Origin of the sequence: Streptomyces sp. NPDC053076 (assembly GCF_044546845.1) — a bacterium.
In the GTDB taxonomy this organism is placed as follows: Bacteria; Actinomycetota; Actinomycetes; order Streptomycetales; family Streptomycetaceae; genus Streptomyces.
This window is the reverse complement of the sequence record NZ_JBITZL010000007.1, coordinates 98,991-117,376: the sequence shown is the minus strand read 5'-3', so window position 1 is coordinate 117,376 and position 18,386 is coordinate 98,991. Positions and strand designations below refer to the sequence as shown.

Sequence of the window (18,386 nt, the reverse complement as noted above, 5' to 3'; positions counted from 1 at the left end):
GGGCCGCCCTTGTCCACCTGCCACTGACTGACCTGTGGAGGTCTTCCAGCATGACCCAACTGACCCCTGTTCGGCGAGGGACCGGCCACCGGTCGCCCGTGCTGGACACCGCGCTCATGCTCGCCGCCAAGGGCGTGCCCGTGCTGCCGCTGCGGGCCGGGAAGGTGCCGTTTGGTAACTGCCCGGCCTGTGCCGGCAACGCGTGCGGCGGCCGGCCGAACATGAAGACCCCCGGCCCCTGCTCGTGCCCCGGCGTCTGCCACGCGTGGGCCGCCGCAACCACCGACCCGGCCGTCATCGTCTCGCCCCCGTGGGCGGCGGCCTGGCGACGTGCGGTGTGCGTCGGCTACCACCCCGGCGGCGCCGGACTGACCGTGGTCGACCTGGACGACACCGACGCCATCGCATGGGCCCTCACCGCCCTACCCGCCACCCGCACCGTGCCCACGACGCGCGGTGAGCACTGGATCTACCGGGGCGCCATGACGTCCCGCAACGCGGTCCGGCCCGGTGTCGACATCAAGTCGTCCATGGCATACGCCCGCTACCTCGGGCCCGGCACCGGCCACATGGTCGACTTGCCCGACCCCGTGCGTGCCCTCGCGGTGAGCAAGCCGCCTGCGGTCAGGCCGGCGCCGCACGCCGTCACCGTGCCGGCGGGGCCCGGGGGCGGGGAGTGCCCGCACCGCACTCCCGCCTACCTGGAACGCGGTATCGCCATGGCCGTGCAGCGCATCACCGAGGCCCGCAGCGCGGTGCACGCGACCGTCTACCGGACGTTCCTCGCGGTGCTGTCGACGCACGGCCGGTGCGGCTGCCTCACCGACACCCACATCGGACGGCTGTTCACCGCCGCGCAGGCCAAGGGCGAGTCCCCTCGGCACTGCACGGACGCGTGGACCAACGCCCTGACCACGTTGGGACTGTGACCGTGTCCGACGAGGAGAAGAACCCCGCCCGCAAGGTCATCACCGACTACGCGCAGTCCCACTTCCGGTACTTCCGCACCGTGGACGGGACCGTGTACGCGCAGCGCACCGGCCACCCCGTGGCCCGCCCGATCCGCTCCCAGGGCACGACCGGGAGCCACCGGCAGGAACTCATGGTCGGCCTCTTCCGTGACGGGGTCGGCGTCTTCAACGGAACCGCCCTCAAGGAGGCGTTGGACTTGATCGAGGCACTCGCCCTCACCGAGCAGGTACAGCCCACCCACATCCGCGTCGCCCCCGGCTTCGACGGGGCCACCTGGCTCGACCTCGGCCGCGACGACGGCCAATCCGTCCGCATCCACCCCACCGGCTGGGACACCCGCATCCCCGACCCCGAAGAGGTGTGCTGGCGGCGCACCCAGCTCACCGGGGAACTCCCCCTGCCCGCCAAGGACACCAACGGCAAGGGCATCGACCTGCTCATGCGGCTGTGCAACTTCGCCGACGCCAAGACCGAGGCCCTCGCCATCGCGTGGCTCATCGGCTGCCTGGAGCCGTCCGTGCCCGTCCCCGCACCGTTCCTCACCGGCCCGCAGGGCGCCGGCAAGTCCACCGGCGGCCGGATGCTCGTGCGGATCATCGAGGGCATGACCGGCGACCTGCGCCGCGCCCCCAAGGACGAAGAGAACATGATCACAGCGGTCGCGGCCGGATGGATCACCGCCCTGGACAACCTCTCCCACCTGCCCCCGGACCTGTCCGACCTCATGTGCTGCGTCATCACCGGAGCCGAGAGCATCAAGCGCGCACTGTTCACCGACGGCGACGTCGTCCGCTCCCGCTACCGCCGCCCGATGCTGCTGACCGGCATCGACGTCGGCGTGATCCGCCCCGACCTCGCCGAACGGCTCCTCACCCTGCGCCTGGAACGCCCCCGGGTGCGGCGCACCGAAGCGGAGCTGTGGGCGGAGTACGCCGAGATCCTGCCCGTCGTCCTCGGCTCCCTGCTCGACCTGACCGTGAAAGTCCGCGCGGTGCAGGCCGAGACCCCTACCGATCTGCGGATGGCCGACTTCGCGCACCTGTGCGCGCAGCTCGACGCGGCCACCGGCTTCGGGACGCTGGAGGCATACCGGGCCAGCCTGGACGACCTCAACGACGACGTGATCGAAGGCGACCTGCTGGCACAGACGGTCCTCAAGCGCGCCGAGGAACTGGCCCCGGGCGAGGACGTGCGGATGACGTCGGCGGAGTGGCTGCACGCCCTCAGCACCCTCTACAGCGGCGAGGAATGCCGCCCCCTGCCCAAGGGCTGGCCCACCACCGGCAAGGTGCTTTCCGACCGGCTCAGGCGCATCCAGCCCACCCTTGCCGCGCGGGGCGTCCTGGTCGACTGGGGCCGCACCAGCGCCGCCCGCTACATCGAGATCACCCGCCAGGCCCCGCCCCCGCCGCCCGAGCAGCAGACCGCGTTCTGACCGCACCGCCGGCGGGCGGACAAGCAAGAGGAGCACGCCCCGCCGGGGGGGGTGCTCCTCTTGCCGTTCGGCGGCGACAGCCGCCCTGCACAGGTCGCGCCGCGAAGCGGCTCGTTCTTCAAGCCTTGAGCGGACGTAAAAGACCCACAGACACCACCCCTTTCTTTTTCCTAAGTAGGGAAGATCTGCGTCACTGCGTCACCACGGGCCCGACAGGCGGCCGCTGAACTGCGGCGATAGCCGTGACGCAGACGGCGAATCCTGCGTCATCCCGCGTCATCAACGTCACCCCGTGACAAGCGCCCGTGTCATCGGTGACGCAGGACCCGCCCCGCTGCGTCACCAGAACCCGCAGGCCAGACGCCTGATCGACGCAGGTGACGCGATGACGCAGAAATCGCCGCTTCGGACAGCACAGGCCACCCCGCCCCGAGGAGATCTCGCGTGAGTATCGCCAGCGTGGAAATCGCCCAACCGGCCGAGGCCAGGGACCTGGCCCCCGTTCTCCTGACCGTCGAAGAGGCTGCCCGCTGCCTCCGTGTCGGTCGCACCACCTGCTTCGCCCTCATCCGCAGCGGTGAGCTGGAGTCCCTGATGGTCGGCGGACTCCGTCGCGTCCCCGCCGACGCTCCGGCCGCCTACCTCGCCCGCCGCCGCGCTGAGCGGCCGGCAGCCTGACTCATCCTCCGCCGGAGCGTCACCCCACCAGGGGTGGCGCTCCGGTCGTTTCCAACCACCCCTACCTGAGGAGTCCGCCCGTGGCGGAAGACAAGAAGCGCACCCGACAGCCCAACGGCCGCAGCTCCATCTACCAGGGCAGTGACGGTAAGTGGCACGGCCGCGTAACCGTAGGCATCCGTGACGATGGCAAGCCGGACCGCCGCCACGTCGAACGCAAGACCCGCGCTGAGGTGACCGCCGCAGTCCGTGAGTTAGAGCGACAGCGCGACGCGAAGGCCATCAGGAAGGCGGGTCGCCCGTGGACCGTCAAGACGTGGCTCACTCACTGGGTCGAGAACATCGCCCCGCTCGCGGTGAACGAGAACACGATGGTCGGGTACGGCGTCGCCGTGCGGAAGCACTTGATCCCCGCCCTTGGCGCTCACCGGCTGGACAAGCTGAAGCCGGAGTCCATCGAGAACTTCTACGGGCGCATGGTGGCCGACGGCCGTAAGGCGGGGACGATCCATCAGATTCACCGCACGTTCCGGACCGCGTTGAACGAGGCGGTACGGCGTGGCCACCTCGCCCGGAACCCTGTCCAACTCGCCAAGGCACCCCGCCTCAGCGAAGAGGAGATCGAGCCGTACACCGTCGAAGAGGTGCAACGGCTGTTGCGAGCGGCCGACGACCGGCGGAACTCCGCACGATGGGCGGTCGCGCTCGCCCTCGGCCTCCGGCAGGGCGAGGCACTCGGCCTCAAGTGGTCGGATGTGGACCTTGACCGAGGGGTGCTGATGGTCCGGCGGAGCCGCCGCCGGCCGCGCTACGCCCACGGGTGCGGGGACATGTGCGGCAGGAAAGCCGGGTACTGCCCGCAACGTCAGCGGACCAATCCGGAGACGGCCGACACGAAGTCTCGCGCCGGTCGGCGAGCCGTGGGCCTGCCCTCACAGCTTGTAGACCTCCTGCGCACCCACCAGGCCAAGCAACAGGCCGAACGCGCGGCGGCCGGCGACGACTGGACAGACGAAGGATGGCTGTTCGCGACGCCGACCGGTCGGGGCACGTCCCCTCGTACGGACTACGACGACTGGAAGGGGCTGCTTGACCACGCGGGGGTGCGGGACGGCCGTCTACACGATGCACGCCACACCGCCGCCACGGTCCTCCTGATCCTCGGAGTCTCGGAGCGGGCCGTCATGGGGCTCATGGGGTGGTCCACGACGGCCATGGCCGCGCGGTACCAGCACATGGTCGACTCCGTTCGCAGCGACGTCGCCCGACAGGTCGACGGGCTGATCTGGAGGCCGGGCGGAGACGGATCAGACGATGATGACGACGGCCACGCTGGAGCGCTGCTGCGAGTCAACTGACTTCGTCAAGGGGCCCCTTGTGGGCCCCCTTCAGCAATTCTGCGAACAGCCACTTCACTGTGACATGGATCGGCATTCTGCTGGCATGGATGATGGAGTCGTTGCGCTCATCACAGCGGGAGTCGGACTGGTGGGCGCCGTTGGCGGCGCGGCCATTGGTGGACTCGCGGCGGCACGAGGAGCCCGTATCGGAGCCGAAACGGCCGCAAGGGCTACAGCCAGGCAAGTGCAGGATCAGGCTTTCGCCGCACACATGCACTGGCTCAGGGAGCAACGACTGGAAGCCTACAAGAGCATGCTTGTTGCCTATGAAGGCTATGCCGACACAGCGATGGCTTGGCATGCGTGGTTCGACGGGGCGGGAAGCGATAGGGAAGCAGAGCCTGAAGACCTTGTTCCGTATCGCGGCGCCATCGTGAAAATTCACATGCAGATTCGACTTGTCGGACCCGCCGCCGTGAGAGAGGCAGTCAGAAACGTTCGGCGCGCTTGCCAAGATCACCTGACACAACTAGCAGCCTTGAAGTCACTGATAGAAAGTGGAGTCGCTGACGACAGCGTTGATCGGAAGAGGGCGGAGCTGTCTGCGGCCCTCGCAGCGTTGCGCACCGCCTACGACGTCTTTCTGAGGCGGGTCAGCCGCATCATAAGCACCCATCAGCCCGATGCTTGATCAACATGGTTTCCCCTCAATTGAGACGGAAACTGAGACGGAAGCCGAAGGGGCGCCCGGTTCGATGAACCGGGCGCCCCTTCTACCTGCGGTAGCGGAGGGATTTGAACCCTCGGTGACTTGCGCCACACTCGCTTTCGAGGCGAGCTCCTTCGGCCGCTCGGACACGCTACCGAGGGAGACCTTACAGCACAGCGGGGCATGGTTCGAAATCGATATCCGGGAGCGGTCGGGCGAACCCGTCGGCGACCCGTCGGCGGCTCCGGCACCGGTCCGGGCGCGGTCCGTCAGCGGTCCGTGGGCGGTCCGGTGGGCGGTCCGTGGGCGGTCCGGGCGCGGTCCGTGGGTGGGGCCGTGGTCCGTGGGCGGGGCCGGTGGTGATCCCGTCAGCGGTCCCGGAAGAAGTCGGTGAGGAGCTGGGCGCACTCCGCCGCGAGGACGCCCTCGATGACCTCCGGACGGTGGTTGAGCCGCCGGTCGCGCACCACGTCCCACAGGGAACCGGCCGCGCCCGCCTTGTCGTCCCGGGCGCCGTAGACCACCCGGTCCACCCGGGACTGGACGAGCGCGCCCGCGCACATCGTGCACGGCTCCAGCGTGACGACGAGCGTGCAGCCGGTCAGCCGCCATTCGCCCGCGCGTCGCTCACCGCCGCCCACGCCGGAGGCGTTTCGCGCGGCCTCGTTCAGGGTGGCCTCGTTCAGGGTGGCCTCGTTCAGGGTGGCCGCCGCACGCCGGATCGCGAGGACCTCCGCGTGGGCCGTGGGATCGCCGGTGGCCTCGCGCTCGTTGTGCCCGGCACCGAGCACCGTCGTACCGTCCGGGGACAGCACGACGGCGCCGACGGGGACGTCCCCGCCCCGGACGGCCTGCCCGGCCTGGTCCAGGGCGAGCCGCATCGCGGCCCGCCAGCGGTCCCGTACCGGGTCCGGTGTGCCCTGCGGGTCCCGTGGCGTGGTCAGCGGACGGTCTCCAGCACCTCCGAGGCGCCCAGCGCCTCGGCGATCGTGCCCAGCGCGTCGTCGGCGTCCAGGGCGCGCAGTTCCTTCTCGCCGATGCCCAGGTCGTCGAGGATCTCGCTGTCGCCCACCGGGCTGTGCGGCACCGAGTCGCCGTCGCCCTCTTCCTCGCTGTCCTCGGACTCACCGTCCTCCGTGCCGTCGAGGTCCAGGGAGTCCAGGTCCGGGACGTCGTCCGAGCCGGGTTCCCGGCCGAGCAGCTCGTCGGTGAGCAGCAGCTCCCCGTACGCGCTGCGCTGGGCGGCGGCGGCGTCGGAGACGTAGATGCGAGGGTCCTCCTCGCCGTCCACGCGGACGACACCGAACCAGGAGTCCTCCTGCTCGATCAGGACGAGCACCGTGTCCTCGTCGGGGGAGGCTTCCCGGGCCAGGTCGGCCAGATCCGACAGGGTCTCCACATCGTCGAGCTCTGTGTCGCTCGCTTCCCACCCGTCTTCGGTGCGCGCGAGCAGTGCGGCGAAGTACACCGTGACTCTCCCACTGGTCATAGGCGTGCCGGTTGGGGGTCCCCCCGGCGGAGGTACGTGGGCGGAGAGAGCCTGGGCTCCGAGCCCCACCCACTCGGAATCGTGGCAGAAACAAAGCGTCCAGGGGACGTCTTCGGCTCCCTGTGTCCGGCTGTTTCGATCGCGGATCCGTGATCGGCTCAGCCGGCGCGCTCGTTGCCGCCACCTGCGGATCGTACGCGGCTTTTCCCCGCGCTCACGCACGCCCGCCGCGCCAACACCGGTGCGGACGTGGATCTTCCGCGCCGGGAACGGTCCCACGGAGCTACCAGCGGAACGTCCGCATACGCATCGCGTGGCGCAGCCGGGCCGCCTTCGCACGCCGGGGCTGGACCCGGGCGCGCAGCTCCCGGGCCTCGGCGAGATCGCGCAGGAACTGGGCGCGCCGTCGGCGCCGCTCGGCTTCGCTCTCGGGTTTGTCGGGATTCTTCCCCGCGGCCCTCGCCCGGGGGCCGGCCGTGTCGGCGGTGGGCCCGGAGGCGTCCGCGGGGAGGTCAGGCAGGTCAGACACGTCACACCACCCCAGTCCGTCCTTCCCACCTTCCCCCGGACGGCGGGTTTGACGCCAGCGTGGTGGCGACCCGGGACGCAGGTACCGTTAGGGACATGCGTCTCCATGTCGTCGACCACCCCCTGGTCGCCCACAAGCTCACCACCTTGCGCGACCAGCGCACCGACTCCGCGACCTTCCGGCGGCTCGCCGACGAACTGGTCACCCTGCTCGCCTACGAGGCCACGCGAGACGTGCGCACCGAGGCCGTCGACATCCGGACGCCGGTCGCGCAGACCACGGGCGTCAAGCTCGCCCGCCCCCGCCCGCTGGTGGTGCCGATCCTGCGCGCCGGCCTCGGCATGCTGGACGGCATGGTCCGGCTGCTGCCGACCGCCGAGGTGGGCTTCCTGGGCATGATCCGCAACGAGGAGACGCTGCAGGCGTCCACGTACGCCTCCCGCATGCCCGAGGACCTCTCGGGCCGTCAGGTGTACGTCCTGGACCCGATGCTGGCCACGGGCGGCACCCTGGTCGCGGCGATCCAGGAGCTGATCAAGCGCGGCGCGGACGACGTGACGGCCGTGGTGCTGCTCGCCGCGCCCGAGGGTGTCGAGCTGATGGAGCGGGAGCTGGCGGGGACGCCGGTCACCGTCGTCACGGCCGCCGTCGACGACCACCTCAACGACCTCGGGTACATCGTGCCGGGGCTGGGGGACGCGGGGGACCGGCTCTACGGGTCGGCCGAGTAGTTCCGGCGCCCCGCGGGTACGGCCGAGTTCCCGCACCCTGCGCGCGTGGCCGAGTTGTTCCCGGGCCCTGCGGGTGCGGCCGAGTGGTCCGTGCGCCCGCCGGGGTGCGGCTCGGGCGGCGAGCGAGGTTGCCTCGTGGCCGTTCGCGCCGTTCCCCGCGCCCCTTCCGGGGCGCTCCTCAGCAGCTCTTCTTGGGGGAAGCCGCCGGTTCGGGGGCGCTGAGCTTCGTCAGCGCCTGATCGGCGGCCGGCTGACCGGTCAGGCCCTTGAAGCCGTTCCCGATGATCAGGTCGAGGTCGGTGCCCTTGCGGCCGTCGGCGCGCCGGTCCGCACCGGCGAGCTGTGTGCCGAGCACCCGCAGCGAGGTGTCCTGCGCGGCGGGAGTGCCGAGGAGCAGCCCCGTGCCCTTGACCTTCTGGTCGTACTCCTTGGACGCGTTGCCCACGTCACCGATCTTGAAGCCGCGCTTCTTCAGCTCGTCCGCGGTCTTCTTGGCGAGTCCGCCGCGCTTGGTGGCGTTGTAGACGTTCACGGTGATCCGGCCCGGCTCGGGCAGTGCCGCCGTGTGGGCCGCCGGGGCTGCCGAGGCCCTGGTCCGGCAGTCCGCCGCGGGGCCGGCCACGGTGGGGTTGTCGCCGCCCGTGAAGACGTCGATGAGCTGCAGGGTGCCCCAGCCGATCAGGCCCAGTACGGCGACGGACGCCGCTATGGCGGCCACGTGCCTGCCGTGTCGGCGGGGCGGACGCATCCGAGGGTATTTGTCCCCCGTGATCCGGTACTGGCCGCCCATGCCTGGGGGAGTCAGCATGCTCATGAGCGCAGCGTAGTGCGCCCGAGCGGCGATGCCTATCAGATGATCAGCTGATGCCGCTCGCGGAACCCGAAAGGGCCAACGCCCGTGTCGGGCCGGGTCAGTCGAGTTCGAGCACGCGCGCGTGCAGCACCTGGCGCTGCTGGAGGGCGGCGCGGACCGCGCGGTGCAGGCCGTCCTCCAGGTACAGGTCGCCCTGCCACTTCACGACGTGCGCGAAGAGGTCGCCGTAGAACGTCGAGTCCTCCGCCAGCAGGGTCTCCAGGTCGAGCTGCTGCTTGGTGGTGACGAGCTGATCGAGGCGGACCGGGCGCGGCGCGACGTCCGCCCACTGCCGGGTGCTTTCCCGGCCGTGGTCGGGGTACGGCCGGCCGTTTCCGATGCGCTTGAAGATCACACGGAAAGCCTACCGGTCAAGACGTTCCGGGCGCAGCCATGGCGGCGCAGTGCGAGGCTTGAAAAGATGGAGTGAAACGGGCATATGGGGTACTACGGGAACAGGGGCCGGAGATGAGCGACAGCGAGACCGTGCCGCCCGCAGGCCCCGCGGGGGCGTCCGGGCTACCCGCGCCGGCCCAGAAGATCGCCGCCGGCTACGCCTTCACCGGCCCCGCGCTCGACCTCGGCGCCCTCCTGTGGGACGGGCAGTGCCACGCGGACGCGCCGGTCCGCATCCCGCTGACCGTGCTCAACCGGCACGGTCTGGTCGCGGGCGCCACCGGCACCGGCAAGACCAAGACCCTCCAGCTGATCGCCGAGCAGCTGTCGGCACAGGGTGTGCCGGTGTTCCTCGCGGACGTCAAGGGCGACCTGTCCGGCATCGCGCGGCCGGGGCAGGACAACCACCGGGTACGCGAGCGGTCCGGCGACGTCGGCCAGGAGTGGGCCCCGGCCGGCTTCCCGGCGGAGTTCCTCGCGCTCGGCGGCCTCGGCCACGGCATCCCCGTGCGGGCCACCGTCACCAGCTTCGGCCCGGTGCTGCTGGCCAAGGTGCTCCGGCTGAACCCGACCCAGGAGCAGTCCCTCGGCCTGATCTTCCACTACGCCGACACCAAGGGCCTCGAGCTGATCGACCTCAAGGACCTCAGGGCGGTGGTCGCCTTCCTCACGTCCGACGAGGGCAGGGCCGAGCTGAAGAACATCGGCGGCCTGTCCACCGCCACGGCCGGGGTGATCCTGCGCTCGCTCACGGCCTTCGAGGCGCAGGGGATGGCGGACTTCTTCGGCGAACCGGAGTTCGACACGGCGGACCTCCTGCGCACGGCGGAGGGCGGCCGGGGGATCGTCTCGGTCCTCGAACTCCCGGCGGTGCAGGACAGGCCGCTGCTGTTCTCCACCTTCCTGATGTGGCTGCTCGCCGACCTCTTCCACGACCTGCCCGAGGTGGGCGACGCCGACAAGCCCAAGCTGGTGTTCTTCTTCGACGAGGCGCACCTGCTGTTCGACGACGCCTCCAAGGCGTTCCTCGAGTCCATCACGCAGACGGTCCGGCTGATCCGCTCCAAGGGGGTCGGCGTCTTCTTCGTCACCCAGACCCCGAAGGACGTGCCCGGCGAGGTCCTCGGCCAGCTCGGCAACCGCGTCCAGCACGCCCTGCGCGCCTTCACCCCGGAGGACCACAAGGCCCTGAAGGCGACCGTGCAGACCTTCCCCCGGTCGGCGTACGACCTGGAGGAACTGCTCACCGGTCTGGGCACCGGCGAGGCCGTGGTGACCGTGCTCAGCGAGACCGGCGCGCCGACCCCGGTCGCCGCCACCCGGCTGCGTGCCCCGGTGTCCCTCATGGGCCCGGTCGACACCGCCGAACTGGAGGGGGCGGTGCGCGGCTCCTCGCTCCACGGCCGTTATGCACAGGCTGTGGACCGGGAGTCGGCGTACGAGAGGCTGAGCGCCGCCCGGCCGCCGGAAGCCGCACCGGTGCCGAGCCCCGAGACGTGGACCAGGGGCGGGACGGGGCCCAGGGACGAGCCGTCCCTGGTCGAACAGGTGGTGAGCAGCGGCATGTTCAAGTCCCTGGCCCGCTCGGTCGGCACCCAGCTGGGCCGGGAGATCACCCGCTCACTGTTCGGCACCGCCCGGCGGAGGCGGTAGCCCGCCCCCGCCGGGGTCCGCTCAGCGGTCCCGGTTCTCCGGTGTCCGTTGCTGCTGCGGTGTCCGCTGGTCCGGATGGGGCGCCGTACCGCGCCGGGCCTCCGCGCGCAGCAGGGCGCGCAGGACGGCGTAGGGATCCTTGGGCATGGCTGTGCTGCTCCTTGCGTCGAGCCGACTGACCTTGCGGGGGACGCGGGTCCGTCAGCAGCGCAGGACCACCGTGCGCAGCAGGGGCGGGGCGTACGGCACCCGCGGCGTGGCGGGGCACGGGCGGCCCGCCGGCCGGGCGGGCGCCGGGTCCGGGGAGGGGGGCGAGGCGCTCGGGCGCGTCGGCCCGGTGCACGACGCGGGCGGGCGGCCTGAGGGGTGGGTCGAGGACGTCGTGCCCGTCGGTCTCCGCGGCCACGGGCAGGTCCGGCAGCGCCTGGGCCGGCACATGGGCGGGCACCCACAGGGCGAGGAGCAGCGCGAGGACCCGTAGCCAGCCGCGGCTCCCGGGTGTGCTGCTGCTCCTGCTCACGGCATCTGTTTCCCCGGGGCGGCCGGGGAGGGCTGCATGCCGGGTGCGAGATCCGCCCGCTCGGCGTACCCGCGGAGCGTGCGGTTGACGGCGGTCACACCGTCTGCGGCACCTGGCGCGCCCGGCTGCGGATCCGGAACGAGGTGACGATCTCCACGACGCCCACCACGACCAGCCAGGTGCCGGCGACGAGGGTCAGCACGGCGACCGACTCGAACGGCGAGTCGATGAGCACGATCCCGGCGATGAAGGTGACGACGCCGAGGAAGATCTGCCAGCCCCGGGCGGGCATGTGAGAGTCGTGCACGGCGGCCAGGGTCTGGGTGATGCCGCGGATCAGCCAGCCGATGCCGATCCACAGGGCGAGCAGCAGGATCGACTGCATGGGCCCGCGGAAGCAGAACAGGCCCAGCACGATCGACAGCGCGCCGCTGATGAAGGCCAGTATGCGCAGCGAGGTCGTCCGGTGCGTGCCGAACGCGGACACCAGCTGGAAGACCCCGCTGATCACCAGGTAGAGCCCGAACAGCACGCCGGCGGCGAGCAGGGAGGCGCCCGGCCAGACCAGGACCAGGATGCCGAGCACCAGGGAACCGATCCCGGTGAGCAGGACGATCTGCCAGGCGGCCCGGGACAGGGCGTGCAGAGGGCCTTCGAACGGCGGCTCCGGATCATGCCGGGCGCCGGGCGGTTGCGGCGCCGCCGGGGGCCCACCGGGTGGTTGCGCCGCGGGGTGACCGCCAGGGGGTTCCGTCTCATGAACGTGCCGGTCGTCGTACGCACGGTCCCGGTCCGGGCCGCTGCTCGGTATGTCGGTCATGCCTCATGCTGGGACCGGGCGCGCGGCGGGGACCACCGGGGTGGGCCGAGAGGGTGACCCGCGCTCCCGCCCCGCGGGCGCGCTACTTCTGCTTCGCCGCCTTCGCCGCCGCCTTCATCTCCTGCTTGTGCGCGCGTACCTTGGCCAGCGACTCGGGGCCGGTGATGTCGGCGACCGACCGGAAGGACTCCGGTTCGCCGTAGGCCCCGGCGGCCTCCCGCCATCCCGAGGGGGCGATCCCGATCCGCTTGCCGAGCAGGGCCAGGAAGATCTGCGCCTTCTGCTTGCCGAACCCCGGCAGGTCCTCCAGCCGCCGCAGCAGCTCGGTCCCGCTGCCGACGCCCCGCCAGACCGCTTCCGCGTCCCCGTCGTAGTGCTCGACGAGGTACTGGCACAGCTGCTGGATCCGCTTAGCCATCGAGCCGGGGTAGCGGTGCACCGCGGGCTTCTCGGAGAGCAGCGCGGCGAACGCCTCCGGGTCCATCGCCGCGATCTCGTGCGCGTCCAGGTCCTCCGTGCCGAGCCGGTCGGCGATGGTGCGGGGGCCCTTGAACGCCCACTCCATCGGGATCTGCTGGTCCAGCAGCATCCCGGTCAGCGCGGCGAGCGGGGAGCGCCCGAGCAGCGCGTCGGCCGACGGGTCCTGGGCGAGATGCAGGGTGACGTCCATGCGTCGATGATCCCGCTCACCCGCCCGCTGCGCGCGCCCGGTCCATGCGCCGGTCCGCGCACCTGGTCGGAGCGGTGATCCCTTACGCCCGCCCGGTCCCTACGCCTGCTCCGGACGCCGGCCCGGTCCCTGCGCCTGCTCCGGACGCCGGCCCGGTCCCTGCGCCTGCTCCGTCGCCGGGCCGCACACTCGGTCGCGTACGATTCCGCACAGAATTTAGGCAAGGCTTACCTAAAGTGGCAAGGGGGTCCCCGGTGACCATCGAGATCTACCGTGACGCCTGGGGAGTCCCCCATCTTCGCGCGTGCGACGCCGGGGAACTCGCCCGCGCACAGGGCCGGGTCACCGCCCACGACCGGGCCTGGCAACTGGAGGTCGAGCGCCACCGCGCCGAGGGCACCTCCGCGGCCTTCCTCGGCGCCGAGGCCCTGTCCTGGGACGTCTTCGCCCGCCGGGCACGGATCGACGACACCGCCCGCCGCTGCTTCGCGTCGCTGGAACGCCGGGACCCCGAAACGGCTGACTGGGTCCGGGCGTACGTCGGCGGCGTCAACGAGGGCCTGGCCGCCGGTGCCCGCCGCGCCCCCGAGTTCGCCCGGACCGGCCTGGTTCCCGGCCGCTGGGAGCCCTGGACGCCGCTCGGGGTCTGGCTCGGCACGCACATCCTCTTCGCCGGCTTCCCGGCCAAGCTCTGGCGGGAGCGGGCGATACGGCATCTCGGCCCCGACGCGGTCGCCCTGTTCGCCACCGACGGCCCCGGCACCGCCGGCAGCAACGGCTGGCTCGTCACCGGCGAGCGCACCGCCACCGGCCACGCCCTCATCGCCGGCGACCCGCACCGCTTCATCGAAGACCCCGGTGTCTACCAGCAGATCCGCCTCTCCTGCCCCGAGTTCGACGTGGTCGGCCTGGCCGTACCCGGTGTCCCCGGCATCGCCCACTTCGGCCACACGGGCACGGCCGCCTGGGCGATCACCAACGCCATGGCCGACTACCAGGACCTCTACCGGGAGCGGTTGCGCCGCACCGGCGCGGGCGTCGAGGCCCTCGGCCCGGACGGCACCTGGCACCGGGCCACCCGCCACACGGAGACCGTGGAGATCGCAGGCGAACCGCCGGCAGAGATAGAGATCATCGAAACCCCCCGCGGCCCCGTCATAGCCGGAGGCCCGGACGGCTTGGAGGCGTTCACGGAACGGGGTCCGGACGGCTTGGAGGCGTTCACGGAAGGGAACCCGGAGGGTCTGGCGGTGAACGCCGCGCGGGGTCCGGAGGGGTTGGCGGTGAACGCCGCGCGGGGCCTGGAGTGCTCGGCGTCGAACTTTGAGCAGGGATCGGAGGGCTTGGAGGATTTCGGCGCGCGGGGCTCGGAGGAACTGGGCTCGGAGGAACTGAAGGCGAACGCCGCGCGGGGTCCGGAGGGGCTGGTGGTCGGGGTTTCCGCGCACGGAGCGGAGGCCGCCGGCGGTGGGGACGGGGCACCGGGGCCACCCGCACCCGGCGACGAGAGCCGCACGGGTGGTGCGGGTGGGAAGGGCGGCGGTGCCGACGGCGGAGCCGAGGCGCTTGCCCTCCGCTATCCGCCCCGGGTGACGGAAGACCTCGGCTTCAGCGCCCTCCTCCCCCTCCTCCGCGCCCGAAGTGTCGCCGACCTCGACCGTGCCCTGGACGCCTGGACCGAGCCGGTCAACGTCGTACAGGCCGCCGACACCGCCGGAGGCACCCTGCACCGCGTCGCCGGCAAGGTCCCCGTCCGCGCCGAGTCGAACCGCCTGCACCCCGTCCCCGCCTGGGAACCCGGCCACGACTGGCACGGCATGCACGAGACGCCGTACGCCGAACCGGCCGACGGCATCGCGGTGATGGCCAACGCCCGCGGCCTGGCCACCCCCCTCGGCGTCGAGTTCGCCCCGCCCCACCGCGCCGCCCGCATCCGCGAGCTGCTCGACGCCCGCCGCACCTGGACCGCCGACGGCATGTCCGCGATCCACACCGACACCCACCTCGGCTCCGCCGCCGCCCTCCTGGACCATCTCGCCGCCCTCACCGGTCTCACCCCCGCCGCGTCGGACCTCCGCGACCGGCTGCTCGCCTGGGACCGCCGCATGGACGCGGAGAGCACCGAAGCGGCGGCGTACGCGGCGGTGCGCGGCGCGGTCGTACGGCACCTCGCCGCGCACCCGGTCTTCGCCCCTCTCACCGAGCCCCCCGCCTACCCGGACGTCCTGTTGCCGTGGCTGGCCCTCGTCCCCCGCATCGGCTACGCCCTCGAACATCTCCTGCGTGCCGACGACGTGTACGGCATCGACCGCGCGGCTGCCGTCCGCACCGCCCTGGAGGAGGTGGCCGCCGCACCGCCCGCCCGCTCCTGGGCCGCCACCCACCGCCTGGCCCCCTGGAAGGCGCTGCCGGACGAGCCGCACACCGCGCAGCACGAGACGGCCGCACCCGGGCTCGCCGGCGACCACGACTGCGTGCTCTGCACCTCGGCCGTCCCCGGTCTCACCGACCGCGCGGCCCGCGGCCCGGCCGCCCGTTACGTGTGGGACCTGGCCGACCGCGACAACAGTCGCTGGGTGGTGCCCTTCGGCGCCGACGGCGTACCCGGCGCCGCCCACCACCGCGACCAACTCCGGCTGTGGCTCACCGGAGAACTCGCCCCGGTGACCACCGACTGGACCCTGCTCACCCCCGACCCGACCGACCTGACCGGGCCGACCGACCTGACCGGGCCGACCGACCTGACCGGGCCGACCGAGCCGACCGGGCCGACCGGGCCGACCGGGCCGACCGACCTGACCGAGCCGACCGAGCCGACCGGGCCGACCGACCTGACCGAGCCGACCACCATCGAATCCGCCGAGGAGTTCCGTGACTGACCTGCACGTCCAGCACATCGACGGGTACGGCACCGTCCGCGTACGCCCCCTCGACCCGGAGGCTGACGCGGACGTGGTCCACGCCTGGGTGAGTGATGAGCGCGCCGCGTTCTGGGGCATGAACGGCCTCACCAGAACCCAGGTCGCCGAGATCTACGCCCATATGGCCACGCTCGACACCCACCATGCCCACCTGGTCACCAAGGACGACGTCCCGGTCGCTCTCTTCCAGACGTACGAGCCGTCCGCCGACCGGGTCGGCGAGTGCTACGACGTCCGCCCCGGCGACCTCGGCGTCCACCTCCTCCTCGCCCCCGCCGGCCCCGACGGCCCGCACCACGGCTGGACGCGCGCCCTGCTGAAGGTGCTGACGACGTACGCGCTGCTGGGACTGGACCGCCGACGGATCGTCGTCGACCCGGACGTACGCAACGTCAAGGCGATCGACCGCTTCGCGCGCCAGGGCTTCCGCCGCGGCCCCGCCGTCGTGCTCCCCGAGATCGACCTGCCCGATGTGTACCTGCCGGAGAAGCGCGCCCAACTCGCGTTCCTCGACCGGGCGGTGGCCTTCCCCGAGTGACGACGCCCGAAGGCTGATCGCGGCCCCCCGGCCCGGCTCCGCTCGCGCGGGGGACCCCGTCGGGATCACCGGCCACGACCTGGTGGAGGCGGCGGGATGACGGCCCGGCCGGCCTGGTGGTGGCCGGCGGGATGACGGCCTAGCCGGCCTGGTGAGCATCCGGGCCGTTCCGCGCGTACCTGTACGGAGGCTCTGTCACGGAGCACGGGCGCACAGGGGGACGGAGGCTGAGGGTGCTGCGCGACGGACACCGAGGACCGCGAGGGCCACACCGACCCGTACGGCTTCTCAGGGCCGTACTCCTGCTCCTTCCCGCCCTCGTGTCCGGCCTCCTCCTCGGCACGGCCGCCCCCGCCTCGGCCCATGCCGTCCTGCGCGCGACGGACCCCGCCGACGGAACCGTCCTGCGCTCCGCGCCGCGCCAGGTCACTCTCACCTTCACCGAGTCGGTCGGCCTGCTGACCGACTCCTTCCGGATCTACGACCCCGGCAACCACAGGGTGCGCACCGGCCCCGCCGGTCACGCGGGCCGTTCGGACACCGCCCGTGTCACCCTCCCGGAGCGGCTGGCCACCGGCACGTACACGGTCGCCTGGCGGGTGGTGTCGGCCGACAGCCATCCGGTGTCCGGCGCCCTCACCTTCTCGGTGGGCGAACGCACGGCCGCACCCGCCGCTCCCCTCCCGGAGAGCACCGAGAACCCGGTGACCACGGCGCTGCACACGATCGCGCGGTACCTCGCCTACCTCTCCCTGGCCCTGCTGCTGGGCACGGCCGCGTTCGTGGCCCACTGCCGCCCGCCGACGACGGCCCACCTGCGCACCCCCGTCCTGGCCGCCTCGGCCACGCTCCTCGCCACCACGACCGCCCTGTACCTGCTGCGGGCGCCGTACGAGGAGGGCACCTCCCCGGCGGCGGCCCTCAGCCTCTCCTCCCTCACCCACCCGGCGACGACCCGCCCCGGCCTGCTGCTCCTGGTCCGCCTGGTGCTGCTGCTCCTGGCGGCGGCCGGCGTGGCCCTGCTGAGGACCCGCCGCATCCGGCTCCCGCGCCGCGCCACCCTCGCGGCAGCCGCGGTGTTCGCCGTCGCCCTGTCCCTGACCTGGTCCGCGTCCGATCACGCCTCGGCGGGCATCCAGGTCCCGGTGGCGATCGTCTCGGCCACCCTGCACCTGCTGGCCATGGCGGCCTGGCTGGGCGGACTGGCCGCCCTCCTGTGGACGCTGCGCCGCACCGCCGCACCGGTCGCCCTGCCGCCCTCGGTCCCGGCCCGCTTCTCCCGCCTGGCCTTCGCCTCGGTGACGGTCCTGGTCGTGACCGGCGTCTACCAGTCCTGGCGGGGTCTTGGCTCCTGGCAGGCGCTGACGGACACCACGTACGGCCGCACCCTGCTGGCCAAACTCGCGGCGGTCGCCGCGCTCCTCCTCGCGGCGGCCTGCTCCCGCACCTGGACCACCCGCATGGCCCGGGCAGCCGCACCGGTCCGCGCCCGCGTCCCGGAACCGGCCATGGGCCCCCCGCTCCCCCCGGAACCCCCGCCCGGTCCCGCGCTCCCCCCGGAACCCCCGCCCGGTCCCGCGCCCGTCACCCATCCGCACCTCCTGCGCCGCTCGGTCCTGGCCGAGGCGGCGGCGGCCGTGCTGGTGCTGGCCCTGACCACCCTCCTGACCAGTACCGTGCCCGGCCGCGCGGCGACGGAGACCGCATCCCCCGGTCCCGCCCCGGCGGCGGTCGGCATCCCCACGGCTTCCGTCACCACGATCCCCTTCGACGTCGGCACCCCCGGCGGCCACGGCAGGGTCCAGATCACCCTGGACCCGGGCCGGGTCGGCGAGAACTCCGTCCAGGCGGTGGTCTACGGTCCCGACGGCGGCTTCTCCACGGTCCCCGAACTCCGCCTCGCCCTCACCCTGCCGACCCAGCGCCTCGGCCCCCTGGACGCCAAGGTCACGGATCGCGGCGGCTACTGGGCCGCCGACGACTTCATCCTCCCGCTGCCCGGTACCTGGACCCTGAGGGTGACGGTCCGGGTCTCGGACGTGGACCAGGTGACGGTGTCGGCGCCGGTCCGGGTGACCCGGTAGCCGGCCAACTCGCCGGACGTCCTCGGCACGCACGACACGGTGTGGGTC

Annotated in this window: 19 protein-coding genes and 1 tRNA gene; 11 read left to right on the top strand and 9 right to left on the bottom strand. The window is 72.4% G+C overall.

The genetic code is table 11. The annotated features are described in order from the left end of the window. Nucleotides 1-50: 50 nt before the first annotated feature. The 5 genes from ACIGYR_RS26830 (at nucleotide 51) to ACIGYR_RS26810 (ending at nucleotide 5,116) form a co-directional block, all read left to right on the top strand. Nucleotides 51-929, top strand: coding sequence for a bifunctional DNA primase/polymerase (locus ACIGYR_RS26830; RefSeq protein ID WP_399603909.1), 879 nt, complete (start codon nucleotides 51-53; stop codon nucleotides 927-929). Between the two features lie 2 nt (nucleotides 930-931). Next, nucleotides 932-2,407, top strand: coding sequence for an ATP-binding protein (locus tag ACIGYR_RS26825; RefSeq protein WP_399604148.1), 1,476 nt, complete (start codon nucleotides 932-934; stop codon nucleotides 2,405-2,407). A gap of 444 nt (nucleotides 2,408-2,851) precedes the next feature. Further along, on the top strand, nucleotides 2,852-3,085 hold the full coding sequence (locus ACIGYR_RS26820) for an excisionase family DNA-binding protein (RefSeq protein ID WP_399603912.1): 234 nt from the start codon (nucleotides 2,852-2,854) through the stop codon (nucleotides 3,083-3,085). An 80-nt stretch (nucleotides 3,086-3,165) separates the two neighbouring features. Beyond that, entirely contained in the window at nucleotides 3,166-4,443 is a 1,278-nt protein-coding gene (locus ACIGYR_RS26815) for a tyrosine-type recombinase/integrase (RefSeq protein WP_399603915.1), read from the top strand. Between the two features lie 85 nt (nucleotides 4,444-4,528). Continuing rightward, a complete protein-coding gene (locus ACIGYR_RS26810; protein ID WP_399603917.1) occupies nucleotides 4,529-5,116 on the top strand; it encodes a hypothetical protein in 588 nt (195 codons plus the stop codon). Nucleotides 5,117-5,205: 89 nt separating this feature from the next. On the opposite strand, the gene ACIGYR_RS26805 is transcribed toward ACIGYR_RS26810, so the two are convergent. From ACIGYR_RS26805 to ACIGYR_RS26790, 4 genes are all read right to left on the bottom strand, one after another. Continuing rightward, a tRNA-Ser gene (locus ACIGYR_RS26805) sits at nucleotides 5,206-5,290 on the bottom strand. A gap of 212 nt (nucleotides 5,291-5,502) precedes the next feature. After that, nucleotides 5,503-6,015: a nucleoside deaminase gene (locus ACIGYR_RS26800; RefSeq protein WP_399603922.1), complete on the bottom strand. Its 513-nt coding sequence runs from the start codon at nucleotides 6,013-6,015 to the stop codon at nucleotides 5,503-5,505. A gap of 59 nt (nucleotides 6,016-6,074) precedes the next feature. Beyond that, a complete protein-coding gene (locus tag ACIGYR_RS26795) occupies nucleotides 6,075-6,602 on the bottom strand; it encodes a hypothetical protein (protein WP_391846278.1) in 528 nt (175 codons plus the stop codon). 304 nt (nucleotides 6,603-6,906) lie between these two features. Beyond that, the gene (locus tag ACIGYR_RS26790; RefSeq protein ID WP_391845737.1) at nucleotides 6,907-7,152 is read right to left on the bottom strand and encodes a hypothetical protein; all 246 of its coding nucleotides are present in this window, start codon (nucleotides 7,150-7,152) and stop codon (nucleotides 6,907-6,909) included. A 95-nt stretch (nucleotides 7,153-7,247) separates the two neighbouring features. On the opposite strand from ACIGYR_RS26790, the gene upp reads away from it, so the two are divergent. Further along, nucleotides 7,248-7,883 (top strand): uracil phosphoribosyltransferase, encoded by a 636-nt coding sequence (gene upp / locus ACIGYR_RS26785; RefSeq protein WP_399603924.1) that lies wholly within the window; start codon nucleotides 7,248-7,250, stop codon nucleotides 7,881-7,883. Nucleotides 7,884-8,061: 178 nt separating this feature from the next. On the opposite strand, the gene ACIGYR_RS26780 is transcribed toward upp, so the two are convergent. Then, nucleotides 8,062-8,697, bottom strand: a complete 636-nt coding sequence (locus tag ACIGYR_RS26780) for a LytR C-terminal domain-containing protein (protein ID WP_399603928.1) — start codon at nucleotides 8,695-8,697, stop codon at nucleotides 8,062-8,064. A gap of 97 nt (nucleotides 8,698-8,794) precedes the next feature. Further along, nucleotides 8,795-9,091, bottom strand: a complete 297-nt coding sequence (locus tag ACIGYR_RS26775; protein WP_004943146.1) for a type II toxin-antitoxin system VapB family antitoxin — start codon at nucleotides 9,089-9,091, stop codon at nucleotides 8,795-8,797. 113 nt (nucleotides 9,092-9,204) lie between these two features. Here ACIGYR_RS26775 and ACIGYR_RS26770 point away from each other — a divergent pair, with 113 nt between their 5' ends. Further along, the gene (locus ACIGYR_RS26770) at nucleotides 9,205-10,785 is read left to right on the top strand and encodes a helicase HerA-like domain-containing protein (RefSeq protein ID WP_399603932.1); all 1,581 of its coding nucleotides are present in this window, start codon (nucleotides 9,205-9,207) and stop codon (nucleotides 10,783-10,785) included. 21 nt (nucleotides 10,786-10,806) lie between these two features. Here ACIGYR_RS26770 and ACIGYR_RS26765 read toward each other — a convergent pair whose 3' ends face one another. Beyond that, nucleotides 10,807-10,932: a hypothetical protein gene (locus ACIGYR_RS26765; RefSeq protein ID WP_399603934.1), complete on the bottom strand. Its 126-nt coding sequence runs from the start codon at nucleotides 10,930-10,932 to the stop codon at nucleotides 10,807-10,809. Here ACIGYR_RS26765 and ACIGYR_RS26760 point away from each other — a divergent pair. Further along, nucleotides 10,931-11,266, top strand: coding sequence for a hypothetical protein (locus tag ACIGYR_RS26760; protein WP_399603936.1), 336 nt, complete (start codon nucleotides 10,931-10,933; stop codon nucleotides 11,264-11,266). The genes ACIGYR_RS26765 and ACIGYR_RS26760 overlap by 2 nt on opposite strands. A gap of 133 nt (nucleotides 11,267-11,399) precedes the next feature. On the opposite strand, the gene ACIGYR_RS26755 is transcribed toward ACIGYR_RS26760, so the two are convergent. Together ACIGYR_RS26755 and ACIGYR_RS26750 are read right to left on the bottom strand one after the other, a co-directional pair. Further along, nucleotides 11,400-12,125 carry an HdeD family acid-resistance protein gene (locus tag ACIGYR_RS26755; RefSeq protein WP_399603938.1) on the bottom strand — a complete coding sequence of 242 codons (726 nt, stop codon included), beginning with the start codon at nucleotides 12,123-12,125 and terminating at the stop codon, nucleotides 11,400-11,402. An 82-nt stretch (nucleotides 12,126-12,207) separates the two neighbouring features. Continuing rightward, nucleotides 12,208-12,795: an HhH-GPD-type base excision DNA repair protein gene (locus ACIGYR_RS26750; RefSeq protein ID WP_391845724.1), complete on the bottom strand. Its 588-nt coding sequence runs from the start codon at nucleotides 12,793-12,795 to the stop codon at nucleotides 12,208-12,210. A 254-nt stretch (nucleotides 12,796-13,049) separates the two neighbouring features. On the opposite strand from ACIGYR_RS26750, the gene ACIGYR_RS26745 reads away from it, so the two are divergent. The 3 genes from ACIGYR_RS26745 to ACIGYR_RS26735 all read left to right on the top strand — a co-directional run bounded on the left by ACIGYR_RS26745 (nucleotide 13,050) and on the right by ACIGYR_RS26735 (nucleotide 18,338). Beyond that, a complete protein-coding gene (locus ACIGYR_RS26745; protein ID WP_399603942.1) occupies nucleotides 13,050-15,674 on the top strand; it encodes a penicillin acylase family protein in 2,625 nt (874 codons plus the stop codon). Further along, on the top strand, nucleotides 15,667-16,254 hold the full coding sequence (locus ACIGYR_RS26740; protein WP_399603945.1) for a GNAT family N-acetyltransferase: 588 nt from the start codon (nucleotides 15,667-15,669) through the stop codon (nucleotides 16,252-16,254). The genes ACIGYR_RS26745 and ACIGYR_RS26740 overlap by 8 nt, the downstream gene beginning before the upstream one ends. A gap of 302 nt (nucleotides 16,255-16,556) precedes the next feature. Next, entirely contained in the window at nucleotides 16,557-18,338 is a 1,782-nt protein-coding gene (locus ACIGYR_RS26735; protein ID WP_399604153.1) for a copper resistance CopC/CopD family protein, read from the top strand. The last annotated feature ends 48 nt before the right edge of the window (nucleotides 18,339-18,386 follow it).

Coding starts and splice junctions, on each gene's coding strand:
- ACIGYR_RS26765 (WP_399603934.1), bottom strand. CDS start 10,932: ATGCCCAAGGATCCCTACGCCGTCCTGCGCGCCCTGCTGCGCGCGGAG.
- ACIGYR_RS26810 (WP_399603917.1), top strand. CDS start 4,529: ATGGATGATGGAGTCGTTGCGCTCATCACAGCGGGAGTCGGACTGGTG.
- ACIGYR_RS26800 (WP_399603922.1), bottom strand. CDS start 6,015: ATGCGGCTCGCCCTGGACCAGGCCGGGCAGGCCGTCCGGGGCGGGGAC.
- ACIGYR_RS26830 (WP_399603909.1), top strand. CDS start 51: ATGACCCAACTGACCCCTGTTCGGCGAGGGACCGGCCACCGGTCGCCC.
- ACIGYR_RS26780 (WP_399603928.1), bottom strand. CDS start 8,697: ATGAGCATGCTGACTCCCCCAGGCATGGGCGGCCAGTACCGGATCACG.
- ACIGYR_RS26750 (WP_391845724.1), bottom strand. CDS start 12,795: ATGGACGTCACCCTGCATCTCGCCCAGGACCCGTCGGCCGACGCGCTG.
- ACIGYR_RS26760 (WP_399603936.1), top strand. CDS start 10,931: ATGGCTGTGCTGCTCCTTGCGTCGAGCCGACTGACCTTGCGGGGGACG.
- upp (WP_399603924.1), top strand. CDS start 7,248: ATGCGTCTCCATGTCGTCGACCACCCCCTGGTCGCCCACAAGCTCACC.
- ACIGYR_RS26770 (WP_399603932.1), top strand. CDS start 9,205: ATGAGCGACAGCGAGACCGTGCCGCCCGCAGGCCCCGCGGGGGCGTCC.
- ACIGYR_RS26755 (WP_399603938.1), bottom strand. CDS start 12,125: ATGACCGACATACCGAGCAGCGGCCCGGACCGGGACCGTGCGTACGAC.